At 70.8% G+C, this 24223-nt stretch carries 10 protein-coding genes and 1 pseudogene; 3 read left to right on the forward strand and 8 right to left on the reverse strand.

Going from position 1 to position 24223, the window contains the following annotated elements; all coding sequences use genetic code 11:
* Positions 1–66 precede the first annotated feature (66 nt).
* Positions 67–651, forward strand: a complete 585-nt coding sequence (locus ACPPVT_RS02025) for a dihydrofolate reductase family protein (protein ID WP_426564978.1) — start codon at positions 67–69, stop codon at positions 649–651.
* A 27-nt stretch (positions 652–678) separates the two neighbouring features.
* Positions 679–1368 carry a 4'-phosphopantetheinyl transferase family protein gene (locus ACPPVT_RS02030; RefSeq protein WP_426564979.1) on the forward strand — a complete coding sequence of 230 codons (690 nt, stop codon included), beginning with the start codon at positions 679–681 and terminating at the stop codon, positions 1366–1368.
* Here ACPPVT_RS02030 and ACPPVT_RS02035 read toward each other — a convergent pair.
* Positions 1354–2685, reverse strand: a complete 1332-nt coding sequence (locus ACPPVT_RS02035) for a M1 family metallopeptidase (protein WP_426564980.1) — start codon at positions 2683–2685, stop codon at positions 1354–1356. The genes ACPPVT_RS02030 and ACPPVT_RS02035 overlap by 15 nt on opposite strands.
* Positions 2676–6596, reverse strand: coding sequence for a Pls/PosA family non-ribosomal peptide synthetase (locus ACPPVT_RS02040; RefSeq protein ID WP_426564982.1), 3921 nt, complete (start codon positions 6594–6596; stop codon positions 2676–2678). Before ACPPVT_RS02040 ends, ACPPVT_RS02035 begins: the two co-directional genes overlap by 10 nt.
* Before the next feature lie 41 nt (positions 6597–6637).
* Between ACPPVT_RS02040 and ACPPVT_RS02045 the strand changes: the two genes are divergently transcribed.
* Positions 6638–8182 carry a CHAD domain-containing protein gene (locus ACPPVT_RS02045; RefSeq protein WP_426564984.1) on the forward strand — a complete coding sequence of 515 codons (1545 nt, stop codon included), beginning with the start codon at positions 6638–6640 and terminating at the stop codon, positions 8180–8182.
* Between the two features lie 8 nt (positions 8183–8190).
* Here the strand turns inward: ACPPVT_RS02045 and ACPPVT_RS02050 are convergent, their stop codons facing one another.
* From ACPPVT_RS02050 to ACPPVT_RS02075, 6 genes and pseudogenes are all read right to left on the reverse strand, one after another.
* Positions 8191–8628, reverse strand: coding sequence for a hypothetical protein (locus ACPPVT_RS02050; RefSeq protein WP_426564986.1), 438 nt, complete (start codon positions 8626–8628; stop codon positions 8191–8193).
* Positions 8629–8648: 20 nt separating this feature from the next.
* Positions 8649–19838, reverse strand: a complete 11190-nt coding sequence (locus ACPPVT_RS02055) for a DUF7507 domain-containing protein (RefSeq protein WP_426564988.1) — start codon at positions 19836–19838, stop codon at positions 8649–8651.
* 199 nt (positions 19839–20037) lie between these two features.
* Positions 20038–20985 (reverse strand): Gfo/Idh/MocA family protein, encoded by a 948-nt coding sequence (locus tag ACPPVT_RS02060; protein ID WP_426564990.1) that lies wholly within the window; start codon positions 20983–20985, stop codon positions 20038–20040.
* 75 nt (positions 20986–21060) lie between these two features.
* Complete coding sequence (locus ACPPVT_RS02065; protein ID WP_426564992.1) at positions 21061–21801, reverse strand: GntR family transcriptional regulator; 741 nt, start codon at positions 21799–21801, stop codon at positions 21061–21063.
* A gap of 101 nt (positions 21802–21902) precedes the next feature.
* Complete coding sequence (locus ACPPVT_RS02070) at positions 21903–23087, reverse strand: Gfo/Idh/MocA family protein (protein WP_426564994.1); 1185 nt, start codon at positions 23085–23087, stop codon at positions 21903–21905.
* A gap of 40 nt (positions 23088–23127) precedes the next feature.
* A pseudogene (locus ACPPVT_RS02075) lies at positions 23128–24120 on the reverse strand (sugar phosphate isomerase/epimerase family protein).
* Positions 24121–24223 lie beyond the last annotated feature (103 nt).

Genomic DNA, 24223 nt, shown 5'->3' on the forward strand with positions numbered 1-24223 from the left:
TGGTTCAGCGTGCCACCGGGACCGTCTCAGAACACGTGAATATTGAGGTCGACGAAAGGAAATCCGATGCCAGAGCTGTTGGTGGACTTCATCACCTCGCTCGACGGCTACGCCGCCGCAGAGGGTTGGCCGGGCTACTGGGGGCTGGAAGGGCCCGAGTACCTGGCGTGGCTGGAGCAGTCGCCGGAGCGCGACTATACGGTGCTGATGGGCGCGACGACCTACCGGTTGATGGCGGGCTTCGCGGCGACGTCGGACGACGACAGCTTCGCCCAGCTGGCCGAGATGTCGAAGGTCGTGTTCTCCTCGACCCTGGAAGGGCCGTTGGACTGGGCCAACACGCGCCTGGTCGGCGGCGACGCGGTCGAGGCCGTCCGGGAACTGAAGTCCGGCGGCTCGCCCGGGCTGCGCACGCTCGGCAGCCTGACGCTGTGCCGGTCGCTGCTCGGGGCCGGGCTCGTCGACCGCTTCCGCGTGGTTGTCTTCCCCGTGATCACCGGCAGCACCGGCCGGGAGCGGATCTACGACGGGCTGCCGGACGTCGGGCTCGAGATGGTCGCCAGCCGTACTTTCGACGGCAGGCTCCAGCTTCTGGAGTACGTGCCCACGGTTCTCACCGGTCCGCCGGGAAGCGACCACCCGGCGACCTGATGTCTGCGTCATCATGTGGGGGTGTGCGTGACGTCGGACGACCGCCCCGCAACCGGTGCGGTGTGGGTGCGGTGGGCCCGGGTCACGGACGACCCGGCGGCTGCGGTCGACCTGGACGACGTCGAGCGCTCTCGGATGGCGGGGCTGGTCCACGAGGCCGACCGGCGGCGGTTCCGCACCTCACGGGTCGCGCTGAAGGGGCTCGTGGCCGACCTCGTGGGTGCGTCGAGCTCGGCGGTACGCCTTGACTACGCGTGCCCTCGTTGCGGGCGGCAGCACGGCCGTCCGCTCGTCGTGGCGCCGCACCAGGCGCTGAGCTGGCAGGTCAGCCTGTCGCACTCCGGCGACCGCGTCCTGGTGGCGGCGAGCGACGTGGGTCCGGTGGGGGTCGACGTGGAGCTGGTCAGCGGCACCGAGTTCGCCGGCTTCGCCGAGACCGCGCTGGCCCCGACCGAACGCCGTGCGCTGCAACAGGTCTCGACGATAGGCCGGGCCCGCGCAGCCGCCACGCTCTGGACGCGCAAGGAGGCCTTGCTCAAGGCCACCGGGCAGGGTCTGTCCCAGGACCCCAGCGCGTTCGATGCGGCTCAGACCGAGGCCCTGCACGGGGTGCAAGCCCGGATCCTGCCCGCGGGTGACGAGCACGTCGCGGCGGTAGCGGTGCTGACGACGCTCCCGGTGACCTGGCATCTGCCGGACGCGTCAGGCCCGGTCTAGCTCCGGTAACGCCGGGTGGTGGATCCAGGCGGCGAGCAGTCCGTCGGTGGCGCCGTGGCGACGGGTGTGCTCCTCGAAGAGCTCGGTGCTGATCGAGCCGAAGCGGTGGTCCTGCACCCACTCGCGCAGCATGGCGAAGAACGCGCCGTCGCCGAGATCGGCGCGCAACGCGTGCAGCACCAGCGCGCCTCGCTTGTACAGCCGGTCGTCGAACATCAGGTCGATGCCGGGGTCGGCCACCACGAGGTCCTGGTCCAGGTCGGCGAGCTCGGCGTGGTGCTTCGACGCGAGCGAATGCGCGCTCGCCCGGCCCGAGTGCTCCGACCACAGCCACTCGGCGTAGCAGGCGAAACCCTCGTGCAACCAGATGTCGCTCCACCGTCGAACCGTCAGGCTGTTGCCGAACCACTGGTGGGCCAGCTCGTGGGCCACCAACCGGTTGAGCTGCCCGGATCCGTCGAGGTGGTTGCTGCCGAAGATCGACAGACCCTGTGCCTCCAGCGGGATCTCGAGCTCGTCGTCCGTCACGACAACCGTGTAGGCCGGGAAGGGGTACGGGCCGAACAGCTCCGCGAACAGGGACAGCATCTGCGGCTGCTCGGACAGGTCGAGACGCGCGGCGTTCGCGACACCAGCGCCGGCCAGAAGGTGTTGCGGCACACCCGAATCTGGCAGGTCCAGCCACTGGTACTGCCCGATCTGCACCGTAGCCAGGTAGCTGGCCATCGGCTCCTGCTGGTCGAACACCCAGGTGCTGCGGCTCGCGCCCCGGCGGTGGTCGGCGAGCTGCCCGTTCGCCGCCACCGTGTACCCGGACTCGGTGGTCACTGTGATCCGGTAGCGGGCCTTGTCGCCCGGCCGGTCGTTGCAGGGGAACCAGGACGGCGCGCCCGCCGGCTGGCCGGCCACGATCACGCCGTCCGACAGCTCCTCCCAGCCGACGTGGCCCCAGGCGCTGCGCACCGGGCTCGGCTGGCCGCCGTAGCGGACGAACACCACGAGTCGGTGGCTCTCCGGAACGGCCTCGACGAGCTGGATCCGCAGCCGGCCACCACGGGTGACGTACTTCGCCGGACGCCGCCCCTGCACCAGGACCTTGCTGACCTCGAGTCCGCGCAGGTCGAGCTCGAACCGGTCCAGCGCGGTACGCGTGACCAGCGTGACCTCCGCCTCGCCGTCCAGCCGGTTGGTGGCGACCCGGTAGTCCAGCGTCAGCGCGTAGGACTCCACGTCGTAGGTGTCGTCACCGTGACCCGGAAGGTAGGGGTCGGTGCCCGGCGTCCGGCGGTGGCCCGGCAGGTGCGAGGTCACGTCCACGGTGCGATCGGGTTGCCGGTCCACTGCGAGCCGGGTGGGACCTCGTCGCCGCGCAGCACGAGCGAGGAGGGGCCCACGACAGCAGCGGCACCCAGTGCGGCGGCCGGCAGGATGACGCTGTTGGGTCCCAGGGTCGCACCGGGCCCGAGGGTGACCGTGTCCATGCTCATGATCCGATCATGGAACAGGTGGGTCTGCAGCACGCAACCCCGGTTCACCGTCGCGCCGTCGCCCAGATGCACCAGATCGGGCTCCGGCAACCAGTACGTCGCGCACCAGACGCCGCGGCCGATGTGCGCGCCGAGGGCGCGCAGCCAGGCGACGAACAGCGGTGTGCTGATCGCCGGCTGCACGAACCACGGCACGGCGACCAGCTCGATGAACATGTCCGCCAGCTCGTTGCGCCACACGAACGAGCTCCACAGCGGCCGCTCGACGGCGCGATGACGGCCGACCAGGAGCCACTTCGCCGCGACCGACACGACCGCCGCGAGCAAGCCGACGAACGCCAGCAGCGGCACCCCGGCCAAGAGCGCACCCGCGACGCCCCAACGACCGGTCGCAGCCAGCAGGCTCAGCACGACGCCGAGCGCCAGGCCCGCCGTCACGGCCGCCGGAACCAGGCGGCACAGCTCGACCAGGGCCCGCTGCACCCGTACCGAGGTGGTGGGCTCGTACGTCCTGCTCTGGTCGCCGGACGCGGCCGAACGTTGCAGCTGCACCGGCGGGCTGCCCAGCCACGACGTGCCCGCCTTCGCGCGCAGCGGCGCCGCGGACAGCACGGCGACCAGGCTGTTCTTGGGGATCACCCGTCCAGGTCCGGCCATCCCGGAGTTGCCCAGGAAGGAGCGCTTGCCGACCTTGGCCCGTTCGATCCGGATCCACCCACCGGCGAGCTCGTACGAGCCGATCAGCGTGTCGTCCGCGAGGAACGCGTGGTCGCCCACCACGGTCATCGCCGGCAGCATGAGCACGGTCGACGCCTCGACCCCGCGTCCGACGTCCGCTCCGAGCCGGCGCAGCCACCACGGCGTGAGCAGGCTGGCGTAGAGCGGGTACAGGTAGGTGCGGGCGTCGTCCATCAGCCGCTCGGTCGCCCAGACCTGCCAGCCCACCCGGCTGCGCACCGGGTGGTAGCCGTCCGTCAGCCCCAGACCGAGCAGCCGCACTGACGCCCAGATCAGCAGCGCATGGACGGCGAGGGCGACGATCGTGGCCGGCAGGATCAGCAGGGCCACGGCAGCGGCCGCCTCCGCCGCGGACGACGTCCCGCGCAGCTCGGACCACAGCACCGCCAGGCCCGCGGTGGCCGACACCATTGGTAGGCAGGCCAGCGCGGCTGCGGTCGCCGCGTAGATCGGCACCCAGTACGGACGGGTGGTGGGTCGGGCTCGAGGCCAGTCCCGGTGGGCCACCGCGACCCGGAAGGCCGGCGACCCGGCCCACAGCTCGCCCGGTGGGACCGAGCCGTCGATCACGCTGCCCGGCGCGACCTCGGCGTCCTGGCCGACCCGCGTCCCCGGGAGCAGGACGGTGCGTGACCCGACGCTCGCGCCGGCTCCGATCCGGATGCGCCCGACGTGCAGGACGTCGCCGTCCAGCCAGTGCCCGCTCAGGTCGACCTCGGGCTCGACCGAGGAGTGTCTGCCGAGGGTGAGCAGGCCGGTCACCGGGGGCAGCGCCTGCAGCTGGACGCCGCGGCCGACCTTCGCACCGAGCGCCCGCGCGTACACGCTGATCCACGGCGCGCTGGCCAGGTTCGCCGCGCCGAGGGCGTCGACGGCGGCCTCGGCCGCCCAGATCCGCAGGTGCACCCGGCCGCCGCGCCGGTACCGGCCGGGCCGCACGCCCCGCAGCAGTCCGCGCGCGGCCGCGACAGCCAGGGCCATCCGGCCCCATGGGCTGATCAGCAGCAGCCACCCCGCCAGGACCAGCCACCACGAGGTCTGCGGCACCCACGCCGGCCCGCCCTGCGCGGCCAGCAGGTTGCCGATCGCCGAAGCCCAGACGAGCCACCGCGCGCCGGGGACCACCAGCAGCACCAACGAGACCGCCTGCTGCACGAGCTGAGCTCGCCGCGGCACACCGGGAACCACCCGGACGTCGGCGGCCGGGCCGACCGGGGTCAGCTCGTCCAGCCGGTCCGCGAGCTGCTCGAGGTGGGCGTTCTCGTAGACGTCCGCGACGGTCACATGCGGGAAGCGCTCGCGCAGCAGCGAGACCAGCTGCGCGGCGGACAGGCTGCCGCCGCCGTCGTCGAAGAAGTCGGACGCGTCGTTCGCGCGGGTTCCGAGCACCCTGGCCCACAGCTCCGCGAGCCAGGCCGCCGTCCCGGTCAGCGGCACGGCCTCGGCGTCGGTCGGCACGGACTCCAAGGGCCACGCGAGGCCGTCGCGGTCCACCTTGCCGGAGGTGCGGGTCGGGATGTCGTCCACGACGGCCAGCAGCGGCACCAGGGCGGCCGGCAGGTCACGGCGCAGCAGCTCCAGCGCGGCTGGTCGGTCGAGCTCGGTGTCCGGGTCGGTGAGGGTGACGTAGCCGACCAGCACCTTCGTGCCGACGTCCGTGGTCCGCACCGCAGTGGCTGCGGCGCCCACGGCGGGCAGCCGGAGCAGCGCCGCATCGACCTCGCCGAGCTCGATCCGGCGTCCACCGACCTTCACCTGGTCGTCGGCGCGGCCGACGAAGACCAGGCCCTGCGGGTCCTCGCGGACGAGGTCGCCACTGCGGTAACCCCGCTGCCAGCCCAGCCCAGGAACGGGTGCGAAGCGCTCGGCGTCGCGCTCGGGATCGAGGTAGCGGGCCAGGCCTACGCCCCCGATGATCAGCTCGCCGACCTCGCCCGGCGGCAGGCGCTGCAGGTCCTTGTCGACGACGGCCAGGTCCCAGCCGTCGAGCGGCAGGCCGATCCGGACCGGGTCGTCGGCGGCAAGCCGGGCCCCGCAGGCCACCACGGTGGTCTCGGTGGGGCCGTAGGTGTTCCACAGTTCGCGGTCGCCGACGGCGAGCCGGGAGACCAGCTCGGGAGGGCAGGCCTCGCCACCGAAGATCAGTAGCCGGACGGCGTCCAGGGTGCTGGCCGGCCACAGTGAGGCGAGGGTCGGGACGGTCGACACCACCGTGACGCCGCGGTCCACCAGCCATGGAGCCAGGTCCATCCCGCTGCGCACGAGGGCCCGTGGTGCCGGGACGAGGCACGCGCCGTACCGCCAGGCCAGCCACATCTCCTCGCAGGAGGCGTCGAAGGCCACTGAGAGGCCGGCGAGCACGCGGTCCCCGGGACCGAGGGGTGCGTCCTGCAGGAACAGCCGCGCCTCGGCGTCCACGAACGCCGCGGCCGAGCGGTGGGTGACCGCGACTCCCTTCGGGGTGCCGGTGGAACCGGAGGTGAAGATGATCCAGGCGTCGTCGTCCGGGGTCGGCGGATCCTGCGACGCCGAGCCGGCCGCGCCGCGGACCTGGATCCGGCTGCCCTCGCGCAGCACGGCTCGGACGTCGGCCGTCTCCAGGACGAGTCGGGCGCGTTCGGGCGGGTCGTCGTTGTCCACGGGTACGTAGGCAGCTCCGGCGGCCAGCACCCCCAGGATGGCGACGTACAGGTCGGCCGCGCCGGACGGCATCCGCACGCCGACGCGGTCGCCGTGCCGGACGCCGGCGCCGACGAGACGACGTCGCTGCTGGTCAACCGCCGAGAGCAGGCGCGAGTAGGTGAGCACCGTGTGACCGTCGTCGACGGCCGCTGCGTCGGGGTGGTTGGACGCGGTGTCCTGCAGGATGTCCAGCAGGGTGCGCGCGGGCGGCGCGTGGGAGCTGCGTTCGAGCTGGCTCACCGGCGCTGCCCCGCTGCACCCGCGACGCGCTGAACGTCCGGCTCGCCGCCGCCTGACCGCGCGCCTTGTCGCGCAGCACATCGACGAGCCCGGGACCGGTAGGTTCGGGCGATGATGGAGCCATGATGTCACCCGGCCGGCGCCTGCAGCGCTACGAGCCCGTCGACGAGGGCACGATCCCCGACGTCGCCGTGATCCTCGGTGGGGTGGAGCACGACGAGCGACTGGTGGCGGCAGCAGCCCAGACCGGACGCGTCGTGGTCGAGCAGTTCGACACGCAGGACCGGCGGCTGCGTGCCGCCGGGGCCGCGATCAGCCGGGTCGAAGGCGGCGACGACGAAGGCTGGCACGCCGATCTGACGGGGCGCGGCTCTGGCGAACGCCCGCTGCGACGCTCGTCGTCCCTCGCGCGGGGACGGCGCACGGTGCCGGTCGGGCTGCGCCGCCTGATGTGGACGTTCGCCGGCGACTCGCCGCTGGTCCCGGTGGCCCGGGTCACCACGGACCGCACCGTCCACCCCCTGCAGTCCCAGGACGGCGAGACGCTGGCCGTCATCGCGACCGAGCAGGTCGAGGTCGAACGCATCGACGCGGGTGAGCCGACCCGGCTGGCCGGCTGGGTCGAGCTCCGGCTGGAGTCGCCGGAGAGTGACCGGAAGGTGTTCCGAGCGCTCGACGAGAGGCTGCGCTCGCTCAACCTGCAGAGGTCCGCGGAACGACCCGAGGTCGACCACCTTCTGGGGACCGGACGCCGCGTCGCCGGCCCACGTCGTCCGGCGACGTCGTTCGGGCCGAAGTCGGCTGTGGGTGAGGTCGTCGGCGCCTACGTCGCCCGCCAGGTTCACGTGGTCGTCGCAACCGACCCCCTGGTCAGGCTCGACGTGCCCGCCAGCATCCACCACATGCGGGTGGCGACCAGGCGCCTGCGCGGCTGCCTGAAGACGTACCGCAGCCTGTACGACGTCGAGGCCCTTGCGGACCTGCCGGCCGAGCTGCGCTGGCTGGCCGCGGAGCTGGGAGCCGCGCGGGACGCCGAGGTCCTGCAACACCGACTGCTGGCCGGCCACGGCGACGAGCCGACGTTCGCGCGGCCGCTCCGGTTGGCCGCCGGGCAGCTTGGCCGGGACTACCGAGCCGCCCACCGGAACCTCCTGGACGCGCTCGAGTCGGATCGCTACCACGCCTTGGTCGACGGGCTCCGAATGCTGGCCGCAAAGCCACAGGGCACCAAGACGGCGGCCAAGCGCGCTGATCGGACCGGCGCTCGCAAGGTCGCCAAGGCCGACCGTCGACTGCACCGGACGATGACGGCCGGGGTCGGGCTACCCGCCGGGGTCGAGCGCAACCGGGCTCTGCACGACGCCAGGAAGGCGGCCAAGCAGGCCCGGTACGCGGCCGAGGCCGTCGCGCCGGCACTCGGCAAACCGGCTCGCTCCTTCGCCGATGCGATGAAGCAGCTGCAGAAGAAGCTCGGGGCCCGGCAGGACGCGGTCGTGGCCCAGGGACGCCTGCTCGAGCTCGCCTCGAACCAGCGGTGGGACCTGGCCTTCCTGTGCGGGCAGCTGCATGCTCGCGAGGTACGCCGGGCCGCCGCCGTCGACGAGGCGCTGGACAAGATCTGGCGCGCCGCGTCCGACGAGGGCATCCGCGCGTGGCTGCGTGCCTAGCGCGTGGCTCAGCCGACGCCGCGTAGCACGCAGCGCATGTTCGGCTCCGCGGCGAAGCTGGCGGCAGCTGTCCACTTGGCGTCCCCGCCGGCGGGCACCTTGACCTTCGTCGTGGCGTAGTCCAGCACCGTTGCCGCGGTCGTCGTGAAGAACACCGTCACGGTGAGGTGGACGTCCTTCTTGCTCGGGTTGACGGACTTCCCGCTGGCCTGCCAGCCGCCCGACTTCGACGTGCAGCTGGTGATCTCGGTCGTGCGGCGCAGCTCCACGTCGTTGCGGATCTTCGACGGTGCAGGCAGCGGCTTCTGAGTGGGGAGGTGGGTCGCGGACGTCTTGCTGCCCGAGGAGGCCGCACTGGGGCTCGGTTTCGAGCCGGACGACGTGCAGCCGGCCGCCGTGGCCGTCACCGTCACGGCCACCAGGACAACGGCAGACTTCGAGAGCACGCCACTCCTCACAGCTCCGATCATGCCTCATCCCTTCGCCGAGGGCCGTGGGTGCTGGCGAGGATCAGAAGGACCCCGAGCAGGACCGCGCCCAGGCCGAGGGCGACCGACTCCCGAAGCGCCTGCACCCCGGTGAACGGGAGCCCGGAACCCGGCTCCGAGACCGCTCCGCCGGAGCCCCCGCCGGCTTCGAGGAACACCTCAGCGCTCGCTGTCGCCGAGGTCACGGTCGAGCCGCCCCGGACGCTCGTGCCCGTCGCCGAGGCGGTGTTGACGATGCTGCCCGCTGCGGCCTGCGCTGCCGTGATCGTCTGCGGCGCCGAGGAACAGGTGACCGTGCGGCCGGGCGCCACCGTCGTCGTCGGGCAGCTGACCGGACCGGCGAGCTCGTCGTGCACGGCGATGTCGGTCAGAGTCGTGTTGCCGGTGTTGGTGGCCTGGAAGATCCACCGCAGGCTGTCGCCGACGCCGGCCACGCCGTCCCCGTTGGTGTCGGTCACCTGCGCCTGCTTGACGAGCTCCAGGCCAGGGCTGTCCGGTAGGGGGACGGTGGCGCTGGAGGGCGCTGAGATCACCGGGTTGCCGCCAGTGGCCGTTCCGGTCGCGGTGGCGGTGTTGGTCACGAACCCGGCGTCGAAGTCCGCCTGGTCGAGCACGTGCGGTCGGTCGGCGCTGCAGGTGGTCGAGCCGTTCGGCGCCAGCGTCGTGACCGGACAGGTGACCGGGCCGGCGAGGCTGTCCTGCACGGAGATGTCGAGGGTGAGCTGGCCGGTGTTGGTGACCAGGAACGTCCAGGTCACCTGGTCGCCGACGTCGAGCACGGCGTTGTCATTGGTGTCGTCGACGACGGCCTGCTTGACCAGGGTGATCGCGGGTGGCCCGGCGAACACCGGGATCACCGCGGTCGACGGGTCGGCCGTCGCCCCTGTGCCGTTCGGGTCCGTGGCATCGGCCGTCGCGGTGTTGGTAATCATGCCGTGGTCGATGTCGGCCTGGGTGACGACGTAGTCGGCCGTGCACGTCATCGAGGCCGCCGGCGGGAGCGGCGTGGTTGGGCAGACCGGCGTCAGCGCGGGTCCGGCCGGTGACTCGAAGGTGTCCGTGATGACGACGTCTTGCATCGTCACGTTGCCGGTGTTGGTGACCAGGAACTCGTACGTCACCGACTCACCGGCGGTGGAGACCAAGGTGTTCGGCGACGACTTGACCAGCGCGAGCGACGGCGAGGCAGGTGCTGCGACGTGGGCCGTCGACGCCGGCGAGACGATGCCGGCTCCGGTCGGGTCGACGGCGCTGGCCACCGCGCTGTTGTCGATGCTGCCGTGGTCGACGTCGGCTTGGGTCACCGGGTAGGTCGAGGTGCAGCTGGTCGTATCGCCCGGGGCCAGCGGGGCGTCCGGGCACACGATCGTGGGCTCGGGCCCGGCCGGCGCGGTGAACGTGTCGGTGACGGAGACCCCGGACAGCGTGACGTTGCCCGTGTTGGTGAGCCGGAACGTGTACGTCACGTCGAGCCCGGCGCGCGCGACCGTCGTCGGCGAGGCCGACTTCGTCAGTGTGAGGGCAGACGCCGGGGTGACGTCCACGACGGCCGCGGACGGATCGGACGAGACCTGCTGACCCGCTGGGCCGACGGCCTCGGCCACGGCGGAGTTGTCGATGCTGCCGTGGTCGATATCGGCCTGGATCACGACGTAGTCGGCGGTGCAGGTCGTGGACGTGCTGGGCGCGAGGGTCGTTGCCGGGCAGTCGATCGTCAGGGCCGGCCCGGCGGGTGGGGTCAACGTGTCCAGGATCGTCAGCCCGGTGACCGTGACGTTGCCGGTGTTGGTCGCCAGGAACTGGTAGGCCACGTTTTGGCCGGCCTGGGTCACCGTTGCCGGCGTCGCCGTCTTGGTCAGCGTCAGGGCAGGTGACTGGGTGGCACTCACCGCGGCGCTCGACTCGTTGGAGGTGACCGGATCCGCGTGTGGGTCGACGCCGGTGACGGTCGCGGTGTTGTCGATCGCGCCGCTGTCCAGATCGGCCTGGGTCACGGTGTAGCTCGCCGTACAGGTGGTCGACGCACTCGGTGCGAGGCTCGAGACCGGGCAGCTGGGGGTCAGCGCTGGGGCAGCGGGGGCCGCGAGCAGGTCGTCGATCGCCAGCTGGCCGATGGTGTCGTTGCCGATGTTGGTGACCAGGAACTCGTAGTCGATCACGTCGCCGACCGCGGACACGCTGTCCCGGGTGGCCGCCTTGACCAGGGTCAGGGCGGGGTCGGCAGGGATGGTGACCGTGGCCGTGTCGTCGGCGGACAGCACCGGATCGCCGGCCGGATCCAGGGCCGTGGCGTGCGCGCTGTTGCGCACCTGGCCGTGGTCGACGTCCGCCTGGGTGACCGTGTAGGTCGCGGTGCAGCTGGTCGAGTCGTTCGGCGCGAGAGTCGCACTCCCGCAGTCGATCGACGCCAGTGGTGGGCCGGCGGGTGCCTCGAACGTGTCGTCGATGGCGACGGCGTCCACGGTGACGTTTCCGGTGTTGGTCACGATGAAGCCGTAGCTGACCGTTGCGCCGGCCTGCGACACCGTCGTCGGCGTCGCGGACTTGGTCAGCGACAGCGCGGCCGCTGCCGTGACGGTGACCGTCGCCGTCGAGGTGTTCGAGGTGACCGTGCCGCCGCCCGGTGCCGCGCCGGCCGCCGACGCCGAGTTGTCGACCGTGCCGTGATCCACGTCGGCCTGGGTCAGGACGTAGCTGGCGGTGCACTCGGTACCCTCACCGGGCGCGAGCGTGATGGCCGGGCAGGTGATCGGGGTCAGCGGACCGGCCGGTGCCGAGGGGGTGTCGTCGATGACCAGGTCGGTGATGGTGGTGTCACCGCTGTTCGTCACGGCGAACGTGTAGCTCACCCGGTCGCCGGCGTCGTGGGCGGTCTGCGGGGTGACCGACTTGACCAGGGTCAGCGCCGGCGCCTGCGCGATCGGCACGGAGGCCGTGGACGGGTTCGACTCGACGCTGTCGCTGCTCGGGGTGACGCCGGCGGCGGTGGCCTGGTTGTCGATCGACCCGTTGTCCACGTCGGCCTGGGTCACGGTGTAGCTGGCCGTGCAGCTCGCCGTGCTGCCGGGCGCGAGGGCGTCGGTGGGACAGGTGACGGTGAGCGCGGGGCCGGCCGGTGCGGCCAGGCTGTCGGCGATCGACAGGCTGGTCAGGCTCACGTTGCCGGTGTTGGTCAGGGCGAACTCGTAGGCGATGCTCGCCCCCGCTCCGGCGACCGGGCCGCCGGAGGACGCGCTCTTGACCAGCTCCAGCCCACCGCTCTGGACGACGTCGACGGTGGCACTGGCCTGCGGCGAGCTGACCGGACCACCTGCCGGGTCGAGCCCCTCGGCGACCGCGGTGTTGCGGATGGTCCCGTTGTCGATGTCGGCCTGGGTCGTGCTGTAGGTGGCGGTGCAGGTCGAGGTCGCTCCCGGCGCGATGCTCGTCGGGGCGCAGTTCGGGGCGTTGGCGCCACGGAGCGGCGGGTCGGCGATCGCGAGGGAGTCGACGGTGACGTTGCCGGTGTTCACGACGGTGAAGGTGTAGGTGATCGGCTGCCCGGCGCCGTCCACCGTCGTCGGGTCGGCCGACTTCGCCAGCGACAGGGACGCGGTCTGGTTGACGACCACCGCTGCCGCAGCGAGGTTAGAGGTGACGGCGGTGTTGCCCGGGTCGAGGCCGGTCACGGTCGCGCTGTTGTTGATGATGCCGTTGTCCACGTCGGCCTGGGTCGCGACGTAGGTGGCCGAGCAGGTCGTGCTCTCTCCCGAGGCGAGCGTCGTCACAGCGCAGTCCGGCGTGAGGGCGGGACCGGCCGGCGCGACCAGGACGTCGTCCACGAGCAGTGCGTGGATCGTGACGTTGCCGGCATTGGTGACCGTGAAGCGGTAGAACACCTGCTGGCCGGCGCTGGCGATCTGGGTCGGCGTGGCCCGCTTCTGCAGCAGCAGCTCCAGGTTCGCGTCCGCGGTGACGATCGCGCTGGACGGGTTGGACTCCACCGCGCCCTGCGGACCAACGGCCTTAGCTGTCGCGGTGTTCGTGATGGTGCCGTTGTCGAAGTCGGCCTGGGTGGACGTGTACGTGGCCAGGCAGGTCGTCGTCTCGACTGGGGCCAGCACGGTCACCGGGCAGACAGCGGGTGCCACGAGCGCGTCGTCGATCGTGAGGTCGGTGACCGTGACGTTGCCGGTGTTGGTGACCCTGAAGGAGTAGGTGACCGACTGCCCCACGGTGGTGAGTGCCTGCGACAGCGCGGACTTCACCAGCTGCAACGTCGGGTTCTGGCTGGCCGTCACGATCGCGGTCGCCGGGTCGGAGGCGACTGCGGTGCCTTGGGCGTCGCGGCCGTCGGCGACCGCGGTGTTCCGGATCGCCCCGCTGTCGATGTCGGCCTGGGTCGTGGTGTGCGTCGCGGTGCACGTCGTGGACGCCTGCGGCGCCAGCGAAAGGGCTGCGCACACAGGCGCGTTCGCGTCGGTGAACATCGGGTCCGCGACGGCGATCGAGTCGATCGAGACGTTGCCGCTGTTCGTGACGGTGAATGTGTAATCGATGACCTGGCCCGGCGCGGTGACTGTGCTGCGCGAGGCGGTCTTGGTCAGGGTGAGGGCCGAATCCTGGTCCACGGCAACGGAGTTGCTCGATGGTGGCGAGACGATCGTCGTTCCGGTCGGCGTCTGGGCGCTGGCGGTTGCGGTGTTGGCGATCGACCCGTTGTCGATGTCGGCCTGGGTCGCCGTGTATGGCGCGGTGCAGGTCACGTTCGCGTGCGGGGCGATGGTCCGCTGCGGGCAGCTGACGGTCAGCGGGGGTGCGGCCGGCGCGGCCAGGGTGTCGTTGATCGACAGCAGCGACATCGTGACATTGCCCGTGTTCGTCACCGAGAACGTGTAGCTGATCGCCTGTCCCGCAGCGGTGATCGTCGCGGGGGTGGCGCTCTTGACCACGATGAGCCCGGCGGCGACGGTGACGGCGACTGCCGCGGTGGACGGCTGTGAGCTGACTGGGTTGCCGGCCGGGTCGGTGCCGCTCGCGGTCGCCGTGTTAGTGATCGAGCCGTTGTCGATGTCGGCCTGGGTTGCGGTGTACGACGTGGTGCAGTTGGTTGCCGCGCCCGGCGCCAGAGTCGTTGCAGCGCAGCTGATCAAGCGTCCGGTCGGCGCCGCGGGGTTGGTGAAGGCGTCGGCGATCGACAGGCCGTCGATGGTGACGTTGCCGGTGTTCGTGACGCGGAACGTGTACGCGATCGACACGCCGGCGGCGCTGATGGTGGTCGGGGTCGCCGTCTTGACCAGGCTCAGCGTCGGCGTCAGGTTCGCCGAGGCCGTCGCGCTGGACGGCGGCGAGGTGATCGTGCCGCCGGCCGGCTCGGTGCCCCGTGCGGTTGCCGTGTTCTGGACCGATCCGGCGTCCAGGTCCGCCTGGGTCACGGTGTGCCGGGCCGTGCAGGTGGTCTGGGCAGTAGGCGCGAGGGTGGTCACCGCGCAGGTCGCGGCGTCGGCGCCCGTGAACATCGGGTCCGCGACGGCGAGTGCGCCAACGGTCACGTTCCCGTCGTTGGTGACCGTGAAGGTATAGGTCAACGACTGGCCCAGGGTGTCGTACGTCGTCGGGGTCACCGTCTTGCTCAGGACGAGCGAGGGGCTGGCCGAGACGTCGACGCTCGCCGTGGACGGTGCCGAGACGACTGGGCTCCCGCTCGGGTCCTGCCCCGCCGCGGTGGCCGAGTTGTCGATGGATCCGTGGTCGACGTCGGCCTGCAGACTGGTGTAGGTCGCACTGCACGTCGTGCTCGCGTTCGGAGCCAGCGTCGTGACCGGGCACGAGATCGGCGCCAGCTGCGGGGACGCCGGCGCCGCGAGCGTGTCCCGGATCACGATGCCGGTCACCGTCAGGTTTCCCGTGTTGGTCACCAGGAAGGCGTAGGTGACCGTTTGCCCGGCCGTGGTGATTGTGCCCGGCGTGGCCGACTTCACCAAGGTCAGGGAGGCCTGCCGGGCGACCCCTACGGTCGCGGTCGACGGGTTCGAGCTCACCGGGTCGCCGGACGGGTCACTGGACCGGGCGATGGCGCTGTTGCTGACCGACCCGTTGTCCAGGTCTGCCTGGGTGACGGTGTGGCTGGCCGTGCAGGCAGTGCTTGCACCCGGCGGCAACGTGGCCTTGGGACAGGTGACCGACAGTGCAGGCACCGCGGGCGGAGCCAGCGTGTCGTCGACGCTGATCGGCGCCAGCGTCAGGTTCCCGGTGTTGCGCACGGTGAAGGTGTAGTCGACCACCTCCCCGGCTGTGCTCACTGTCGCCGGTTCGGCCGTCTTGGTCAGGCTCATCGCCGGTGACTGCGTGATGGTCACCGTCGCCGTGTCCGGCGGTGCGGTGACGGATCCGCCGTTCGGGTCGGTGCCGCTGGCGGTCGCGGTGTTCTCGATGCGGCCGTTGTCCACGTCCGCCTGCGTCGCGGTGTACGAGGCGGTGCAGGTCAGGCTCCCGCCCGGGGGAAGGGTGGTGTTGGGGCAGACCGGTGTCGCCGGCGGGCCTGCTGGCCCGCTGAACGAGTCGGCGATCGAGACGCCGGTGATCGTCACGTTGCCCCGGTTGGTCACCACGAAGCTGTAGGTGACTCGCTGTCCCGCGCCGTTGACCGTGGTCGGCGCAGCGGTCTTGACCACCGACAGGGCCGGTGACTGGATCACGGTGACGATGGCGGTGGAGGCGTTGGAGGACACCGGGTTGCCGCCCGGGTCGAGACCGCTGGCGACCGCGGTGTCAGCGATGGAACCGTGGTCCTGGTCGGCCTGGGAGGCGATGTAGGTAGCGGTGCAGGTCGTCGAGGCGCCGGCAGCCAACGAGGTCGCCGCGCAAGTCACTGGGCCGGACAACGGCCCGGCCGGGGCGCGGTTGATGTCGGTGATGGCGATCGTGGTGACCGTCTGGTTGCCGGAGTTCGTCACCGCGAACGTGAAGGTGACGGTTTGGCCGGCGTGGGTGATCGTCGTCGGCGAGGCGGTCTTGGTCAGCGACAGCGCGGCGTTGGTGATCGCACTGACCGTGGCTGTCGACTGGTTGGACGTGACCGGGTTGCCGCCGGGGTCGCTGCCCGCCGCGGTGGCCGCGTTGCTGATCGAGCCGTTGTCGACGTCCGCGGCGCGAGTGAGGTAGGTGGCGGTGCAGGTCGTCGATGCGGCGGGCGCGAGATTGGTTGCGCCGCAGACGATCGGGTCGAGCTGCGGGCCGGCGGGGGCCGCGAGCGTGTCGTTGATCGTGAGGGCGGCCACAGTCACGTTGCCCGTGTTGACGACCGTGAACGTGTAGGTGATCGTGCTGCCCTGGCTGGCGAAGGACGCCGGGCTGGCCGACTTGGTCAGCAGCAGCCCTGGGGTGGTGGACGCCGTCACCGTGGCCGACGCCTGGGCCGAGGTGACCCTGCCGCCCTGCGGCGTCGTGCCGCCGGCAGTTGCGGTGTTGCGGATGGAGCCGCGGTCCATGTCCGCCTGGGTGCTGGTGTACGACGCCGTGCAGACCGCAGTCGCCCCCGGCGCGAGGGTGGTGACCGCGCAGGCCGGCGCGTTGGCGCCGGTGAACATCGGGTCGTCGATCCCGACGGTCGAGATCGTCGTCTGGCCCGAGTTTGTGACCGTGAAGGTATAGCTGACGTTCTGCCCGGCGCCGCTGATGGACGTCGGCGAGGCCGCCTTATGCAGGGTCAGCGCCGAGGTGACGTCCACCGTCACCGCTGCCGTCGAGGAGTTGGAGGTGACGGTCGCCCCAGTTGGGCTCACGGCCCTCGCGGTGGCCGTGTTGTTGATCGAGCCGTTGTCGATGTCGGCCTGCCCCACCGTGTACGTGGCGGTGCACCGCGTGCTCGCACTCGGGGCGAGGGCGGCGGGCGGGCAGGAGATCACGAGGGGCGGTGTCGCCGGCGCGGCGAGCGAGTCGGTGATGCCGACGCTGGACAGGGTGACGTTGCCGGTGTTGGTCGCCAGGAACTGGTAGCTGACCTGCTGGCCCAGGGCGGTCACCGTGGTCGGTGTCGCGGTCTTGACCAGGCTCAGCGTGGCCGTCGCCGGTGCGGTCACGGTCGCCGTCGCCGCCGGCGAGCTGACCGGGCTGCCGCTCGGGTCGCTGCCCTGGGCCACGGCCGAGTTTCTGATCGTGCCGTTGTCGATGTCGGCCTGGGTCGCGGTGTAGGTGGCGGTGCAGCTGGTGAACGTCCCGGGGACGAGGGTCGTTGCGGGGCAGCTGACTACCGGTGTCGGACCGGCGGGCGAGGTGAAGGTGTCGGCGATCGCCACGTTGCGGATCGTGACGTTGCCCCTGTTCGTCACCACGAACGTGTAGGTCACCTGCTGGCCGGCGGCGGTGACCGTTCCGCGTGACGCCGTCTTGGTCAGGTCCAGCCTCGGCGTGGCGGTGACCGACACCGACGCGTTCGACTGCGCGGAGGCGACGGGGTGACCCTGCGCGTCGGTCGCGTGCGCGATCGCGGCGTTCAGGATCGTGCCGTTGTCGATGTCGGCCTGGGTGGCGCTGTATGAGGCGGTGCAGGTCGTGGTCGCGTTGGGTGCGAGCTGCGTGACCGGGCACGTGACGTTCGGCGCGGGGCCGCTGGGGGCGGTGAAGGTGTCCGCGATCGAGAGTCCGGTGACGGTCAGGTTGCCGGTGTTGGTGACCTTGAAGGAGTAGGCGACCGGCTGTCCAGCGGCCGTGACGACCGTCGGTGAAGCGGTCTTGACGAGGGCGAGCGACGCGCCGGACGCGGCGCTCACGCTGGCCGTTGAGGACCCCGAGGTGACCGGGGCGTTGGTCGGGCTGAACCCGGAGGCGGTGGCGGTGTTGGTCACCGACCCGTGGTCGATGTCGTTCTGGGTGGTCGAGTAGGTGGCTGTGCATGTCGTCGCGGCGCCTGGCGACAGCGTGGTCGCCGGGCAGCTGATGGTCGGGACGGGCCCGGCCGGTGCGGCGAGGACGTCGGCGATCGAGATCCCGTGGACGGTGACGTTGCCGGTGTTGGTGACGACGAAGGAGTACGCGATCGACTGACCCGCGGTGCTCACGTTTGCGGGCGAAGCCGTCTTGCTCACGGACAACGCCGGCGAGCGGGTCACCGTGACGGTCGCCGCGGACGGGCTCGACGCCACCGCGCCACCGGCGATGTCCACGCCGTTCGCGACGGCGCTGTCCAGGATGGCGCCGTTGTCGACGTCCGCCTGGGTGACCGGATAGGTCCCGGTGCACGTCGTCGACGCCGCAGCGGCGAGCGAGGTCACCGGACAGGTGATCGCGGGCACAGGGCCCGCGGGGGCGGTCAGGGTGTCGGCGATCGAGATCGAGCTGACCGTCGAGTCGCCGGAGTTGGTGACCCTGAACGAGTAGGTGATGATCTGGCCGGCGGCGGTCGCCGTCGTGGGTGCGGCTGACTTGACCAGGGTCAGCGCCGGCCGGATCACTGGCACCGGCACCGTCGCCGACGCGTTCACGGTGCGATTCAGTGAGTCGCTGCCGCTGACCGTCGCGGTGTTGCTGTTGCCCGTCACGGGTGCGATCGCGGTGCAGGTGTAGCTCGTCGTCGCCCCGGCGGCCAGGTTGCCGATCGTCCTCGCGCAGGACGCGGTGGTCCCATCGGTCACGGCGACGCTGGTCAGGTTCGCGTTGCCGGTGTTGTTGACCGTGATCGTGTACGTCACCGTCGCGCCGACCCGGTAGCCGGGCTGGTCCGTGGTCTTGGTGATCGTGATGGACGGGTTGAGCACCGTGACCGGGGCCTGCGCCGTCCCGGACAGCGCGTCGCTCTGGGCGTCCGTCCCGGTCACGTTCGCGACGTTCGTGAAGCTGCTCGACCCAGCCGTGCCGGTGCACTGGTACGTCATCGAGCCGGTCAGGCTCCCGATGTTCCGGTTGCAAGCAGGGGTCAGCGGATCGTTCACCACCACGTTGGTGGCAGTGCTGCCTACGGTCGGGTTGGTGACGGTGATCGTGTAGGTGACGGTGTCCCCGGGGTGCACGGTCGTCGGCGATGCCGTCTTGGTGATCTGCAACGTCGGGATGGGCACCGACATGACCAGCTCTTGGGCGAGGTAGGAGTCGCCGGACGTGCTGAAGCTCAGGCTGGCCGACGTGTCACCCGGTTTGATCACCGTTGGGGAGACGGCGAACTGCTTCGAATCGACCGAGAAGTTGTTCGGTGCCTGGCTAGGAGTCCTGAACTGCGCGTACGAGGTGAAGAAATTGCTGCTCGACGGGTTCGGCAGGCCCGGATCGGTCTGCGCGGTGCCGTTGATGGAGAACTGGTCGCCGGTGAGACCCCAGTCCCCCTCGTACGCGACGACGCCGACGTTGGCCTGCCCGCTGACCCGGAAGCCCGAGACCGTCGTCGTCGTGGCCGGGTCGCTGGAGTTCTGCCGGACGTGGCCGTCGTAGACGAACACCTCGCGCTTGGTGGGGGCGTGCGTCGGGTCGGCCTGGGGGTAGGCGTACACCAGGACGAGCGACCAGCCGCCCATGCAGCCGAACCCTGCCGGCGTCCAGACGTTCGCCGCCGTGATGGTAAGGGGCGATCCGGTGGGCACCCCGGCGAACAACGGCGTGACGTTGGCGGCCGCCGAGTAGTACTGGGGCTGGTTGACCGCGACGTTGGCGATCTTGTCGGTGGTGAACCGGCTCGCCGTGACGGAGACCGTCGCCTTGTTCCCGACGGTCAACTGGACCGGTGCGGTGTCCGCTGCGCCAGGCGGCTGGACCGCCGCGGGAGAGTTGTTGGAGTCGCACCGCGAGTTGACTGTGGTGTTGGTGCCGGTCCGAAACAGCCCGGTGTCGCCGGCCCACAGCAGCCGCGCGTAGGCGATCGAGGCGCCGGCCGGGATGGTCGGGTTGATGCTTGAGGAGTTGAACCAGCCATTGGCCGCGTTGGCGCCGGTCTGCGTCATGTAGAAGTTGTTGTTGATCCCGGAACTCTGGGTCCCCTGGCGGTTCGTCGCGCTAGTGCAGTCCGTGTTGCCGGCCGGGCAGACCAGGACGGCGTTGCCGCCCATGAGCGCGTCGCCGTACACCTGTTGGTTGAAGACGAGCGACAGCGGAGCCTCTACTGCTGCAGCCGCCTGGACCGCCGCGATCGCGCCGAGCGCAAAGCTCAGCGCGACGACGAGTAGGGCCGCCAGCAGGCGACGCCACCGAGGCAGCGGTCGCACCCAGTCAAGACCTCCGCCCCCGGATCTGAACAACAGTGTTCGTTCCGCGACTCTCAGGCTCTCAGTCCGCTCGACCCGCGTCCAGTGCCAGCGGCTACCCGGCTTATTCCTCGGTTGGTGGCATCGCGTTGTGGGACAGCCTCATCCAAGATCACGAAGGACGAGGATGACGGACGGACGATAGATACTGACCGAGGGGTCAGGGCTCGGATCGCGGATCACCGGCCAGGGTGATCCGGTCCATCGTGCGGAGCGTCCGGATACTCGCCGTCAGGGGGCGGATCGGCGACTCGGTGCGACCCTGCGCGATATCCCGGGCGACGGCGGCCGCCTCGTAGTGCAGCCCTTCGTGGGCGACCGCCGGCTCGTCCCAGACCAGCTCGGTGCCGCGCCGATCCCGCGCAGTGAAGCGGCCGGGCATGTAGAACGGCCCGTCCAGGACGAGCTCGCCGTCGGTGCCCGCGATGACGGCGGTGGTGGGCGTCAGGGAGTCGATCGAGGAGAACAGCGAGGCGACGGCGCCGGTGCTGGTGCGCAGCACCGCGCCGAACTGGGCGTCGACCTCATCGGCCCGAGTGGCCAGCGCGACGACGTCCGCGGGTTCGCCCAGGACCCAGGTCGCCAGGGTCACCGGATACGTGCCGAGGTCGAGCATGACTCCGCCGGCCAGCTCCGCGCGCCGGATCCGGTGGCTGTCGGCGAACCACTCGCCGAGGTCCGCCATGACCGCCGAGGGTTCCCCGATGGCGCCGTCGTCGATCAGCTGCCGCAGGACGTCGAACTTGGGCAGGAACAGCGTCCAGAGCGCCTCGACGCAGTAGACACCTGCTTCGCTTGCCGCCGTAGCGATGCGCCGTGCCTCGTCGGCGTTGACGCCGAGGGGCTTCTCGACGACGAGGTGCTTGCCGGCAGCGATCGCACTCAGCGCTGCTTCGAGATGATGGTTGTGCGGTGTGGCGACGTACACGACGTCGACCGACGGGTCGCCGAGCAGCTCCGAGTAGGAGCTGTACGCCGACTCCATACCGTGCCGGGCCGCGAACTCCGCTGCCCTTCCGGGTGTGCGAGCGCCGACCGCGTACGGGACCTGCTGGGTGTGGGAGCGCAAGGCCGTGACGAACCGCTCGGCGATCCAACCGGTCCCCATCACTCCCCACCGCAGTGGTGGCGCTTGGAGTGAAGGTGGGACCCGGCTTGCCGGCAGCGCCGCGCTCAACATCAGCTAGCGCTCGTCGACCATCAGGTTGATCGAGTAGTCGGCCGCTCGGTAGCAGTGGCTGCCGTACTCCACGGCGTTCCCCGCGGCGTCGAAGGCCATCCGGGTCATCGTCAGCACCGGTTGGCCGGCCTTCATGCCCAGAGCGCGACGCTCCTTGGGGGTTGGCATCCGCGCTCCGATGGTCTGCTGCGCGACGACCGGACGCACCCCGCGGTCACGCAGCGCGGCATAGAGCCCCTTGGCCTTCAGCTCTTCCAGGGTCATGTCACTGGTGGCCGGTGGTAGCCAGTTGTGCATCAGCGCCAAGGGGGTGTCCTCCGCGCAGCGGACCCGCTCGAGGTGCAGCAGCGGGGTGTCGACGGGCAGGTCGAGCGCGAGCGCGGCGTGGTCGTCCTCGACGACCTCGTGCACGAGGACCTGGGTCGTGGGCTTGCGACCGTCGCGCTCGAGGTCGTCGAAGAGGCTGCTGAGCTCGAACTTTCGGTGCACCTTGCGGTTCGCGACGGTGGTGCCGAGGCCGCGCCGCCTGACCAGCAGTCCCTGGTCGACCAGCTCCTGGATGGCCCGTCGCACAGTCGGTCGAGAGAGCTGCAGACGCTCGGCCAGCGCCATCTCGTTCTCGAACGGGTCCCCGGGCTGGAGGCGACCGTCGGCGATCGATGCCGTGAGCTGCTCGGCGAGCTGGTGATAAAGCGGGACCGGCGACGATCGGTCGATACCCACGGGCACACGGACGGCTGTCATGGGGCGAGTCTAGTGGTCCGGCAGGGTGACTTGAGGACGTGTATACATATTGACAATCTCGACAAGGTTCGCATTGGCGACGGCAATCCGCAGCGGATCCCTCATGCGCTGATCTCGACGGACTCACCGCTCTGGCAGGAACGGATGACGGCCTCCTCGACGACCAGGTTGCGCAGCCCGTCAGCGAACGTGGCCGGGCGGGGCAGCCGCGACAGGCCCGCGATCTCGTCCAGGAACGCCCGCGCCTGGTAGGTGAAGAAGTCCTGGCCGCCATGACCCACGCCGGCGAACGGCATGGACTGCCCGGCCGCCACATACGGGTGGTCAGGGCCCACGAGGACCCGGCGCCAGCCGTTGGTGGCGGGTTCGGGTCCGTTGTCGACGAAGCCGAACTCGGCGTTCGCGGACAGGTCGAAGGAGGCGGCGCCCGTCGTGCCGAAGACCTCCAGGCCCAGCGTGTTGGCGTGCCCGACGGCCACGCGCGAGATCGAGAAGGTACCGGCGCCGCCGTTCCCGAACTCGACGACGAAGGTCGCGAGGTCGTCATTGGTCACCGGCTCGCGGACGTCGCTCACCGCGGTGGCAGCGTGCCCGAGGGCGGCTCCGAGGGGCACCGGCCGGTCCTTGATCACGGTGGGCAGCAGCGCCCCGGTCACTCGGACGATCGGGCCGCAGAGTTGCTCGGCGGTGTCGATGAGATGGCTACCGATGTCGGCGAGGGCACCGGAGCCGACCGGGCCGGTGTAGCGCCAGCTCGTCGGGCTGTCCGGGTTCGCGCCGTAGTCGCACCAGTAGCGACCGTTGAAGCTCAGCAGCTCACCGATGGCCCCGCTGCGGATCTGCTCGGCGATGGCAGCGATGGCGGGGGCCCGCCGGTAGGAGAAGCCCGTTGCGGTAACCAGTTCCGGTGCCCGCTCGGCGGCATCGACCATGGCCTTGGCGTCCGCGACGCTCGAGGCGAGCGGCTTCTCGCAGAGCACGTGCTTGCCGGACGCGAGCAGCGCCTCGGCGATCTCGCGATGCAGGCCGTTGGCTACCACGATGCTTACGGCGTCGATGTCGTCGGCCTCGGCCACCGCTTCCCAGCTCGTCTCGGTGCGTTCGAAGCCGTAGCGCTCCTGGGTGTGCCGGGCGAACGTCTCGTTGACGTCGGCCACCGCGACCAGGCGGGTGTCTGGTGCGTCGCTGCCGAAGACGGTCTGGGCGGTCCGGTACGCGTGCGCGTGCGAGCGGCCGGCCATCCCGGCACCGATGACGGCGACCCCGATGGGGGCGGTACGGGTCATGGGGACTCCTGGTGAGTTGTCGTGGGGTGGTGTGCGACGGTCAGGCCCGGCGGGCCGCTTCGATCAGCGTCTCGGCCGCGGAGCGGAGCCCGCCGAGCTGGTCGAGCTCCTGGTCCTCGTGCTCGATGTTCACCGCCATGTCCGGGTCGACCTCGGCCAGCGCGGCCAGGAACCCGGCTCACCAGTCGAGGTCGTGGCCGCGGCCGACGGCGACGAAGTCCCACGAGGACTGCTCCGGCCAGCCGCTGAGGGTGTGTCGGCCGCCCAGGCCCAGCGAACCGGGCTGCCCCGTCGGGACCCAGCGGAACGCGTCGTCCAGGTTGCCGTTGATCCGCGACATCGGGTTGATCCGGGTGTCCTTGGCGGCGGCGTTGTAGACCAGCGAACCCAACGACCGCACTGCCTCGGTCGGGTCGATGCCCTGCCAGAACAGGTGGCTGGGGTCCATCTCGGCGCCGATGTGCGTCGCGGCGGTCTGCGTCACGAGCCGCTCGAGGGTGCGCGGGTTGAACACGATGTTGCCGGGGTGCATCTCGATGCAGACCTTGACGTCGGCGTCGGCCGCGACGGCCTGGACCTTCTTCCAGAACGGGATGGCGACGTCGTCCCACTGGTAGTCGCGGGTCTCCAGGAACGCGCTGTGCCAGGGCAGCGGGTTCCACACCGGTCGGGTGGACGACGACTCCGACCCGGGCGTGCCGGACATCGCGACGACTCGCTTGACCCCCAGCAGTGCAGCGAGCTCGATCGAGGTCAGCAGGTCCTGGGCCTGCTTGGCGCCCTCCTGGTCCGGGTCGAGCGGGTTGCCGTTGCAGTTCAGGGCGGTCAGCTCGATGCCGGCGTCGGCATACTGCCCCAGGTACTCCGAGCGTGCATCGGCGCTCGCCAACAGCTCGTCCACTGGCAGGTGCGGGCTGGGCAGGAAGCCACCGGAGTTCACCTCTGCGCTGGTCAGCCCGAGGTCGGCCAACGTCTTGAGTGCGGCGGGCAGCGGCAGGTCGTGCAGGCAGGCGGTGTAGGCGCCAAGCTTCATGGCTGTTCCTCGGAGGTTGACGGGTATGGAAGACTAGACCGGTCTAGTCGCCGAGCATACGCGGCTACGACGTGCAAATGTCAAGACATTCACGCAACCTGGT

The sequence above is a fragment of the Angustibacter sp. McL0619 genome (assembly GCF_049994355.1).
In the GTDB taxonomy this organism is placed as follows: Bacteria; Actinomycetota; Actinomycetes; order Actinomycetales; family Angustibacteraceae; genus Angustibacter.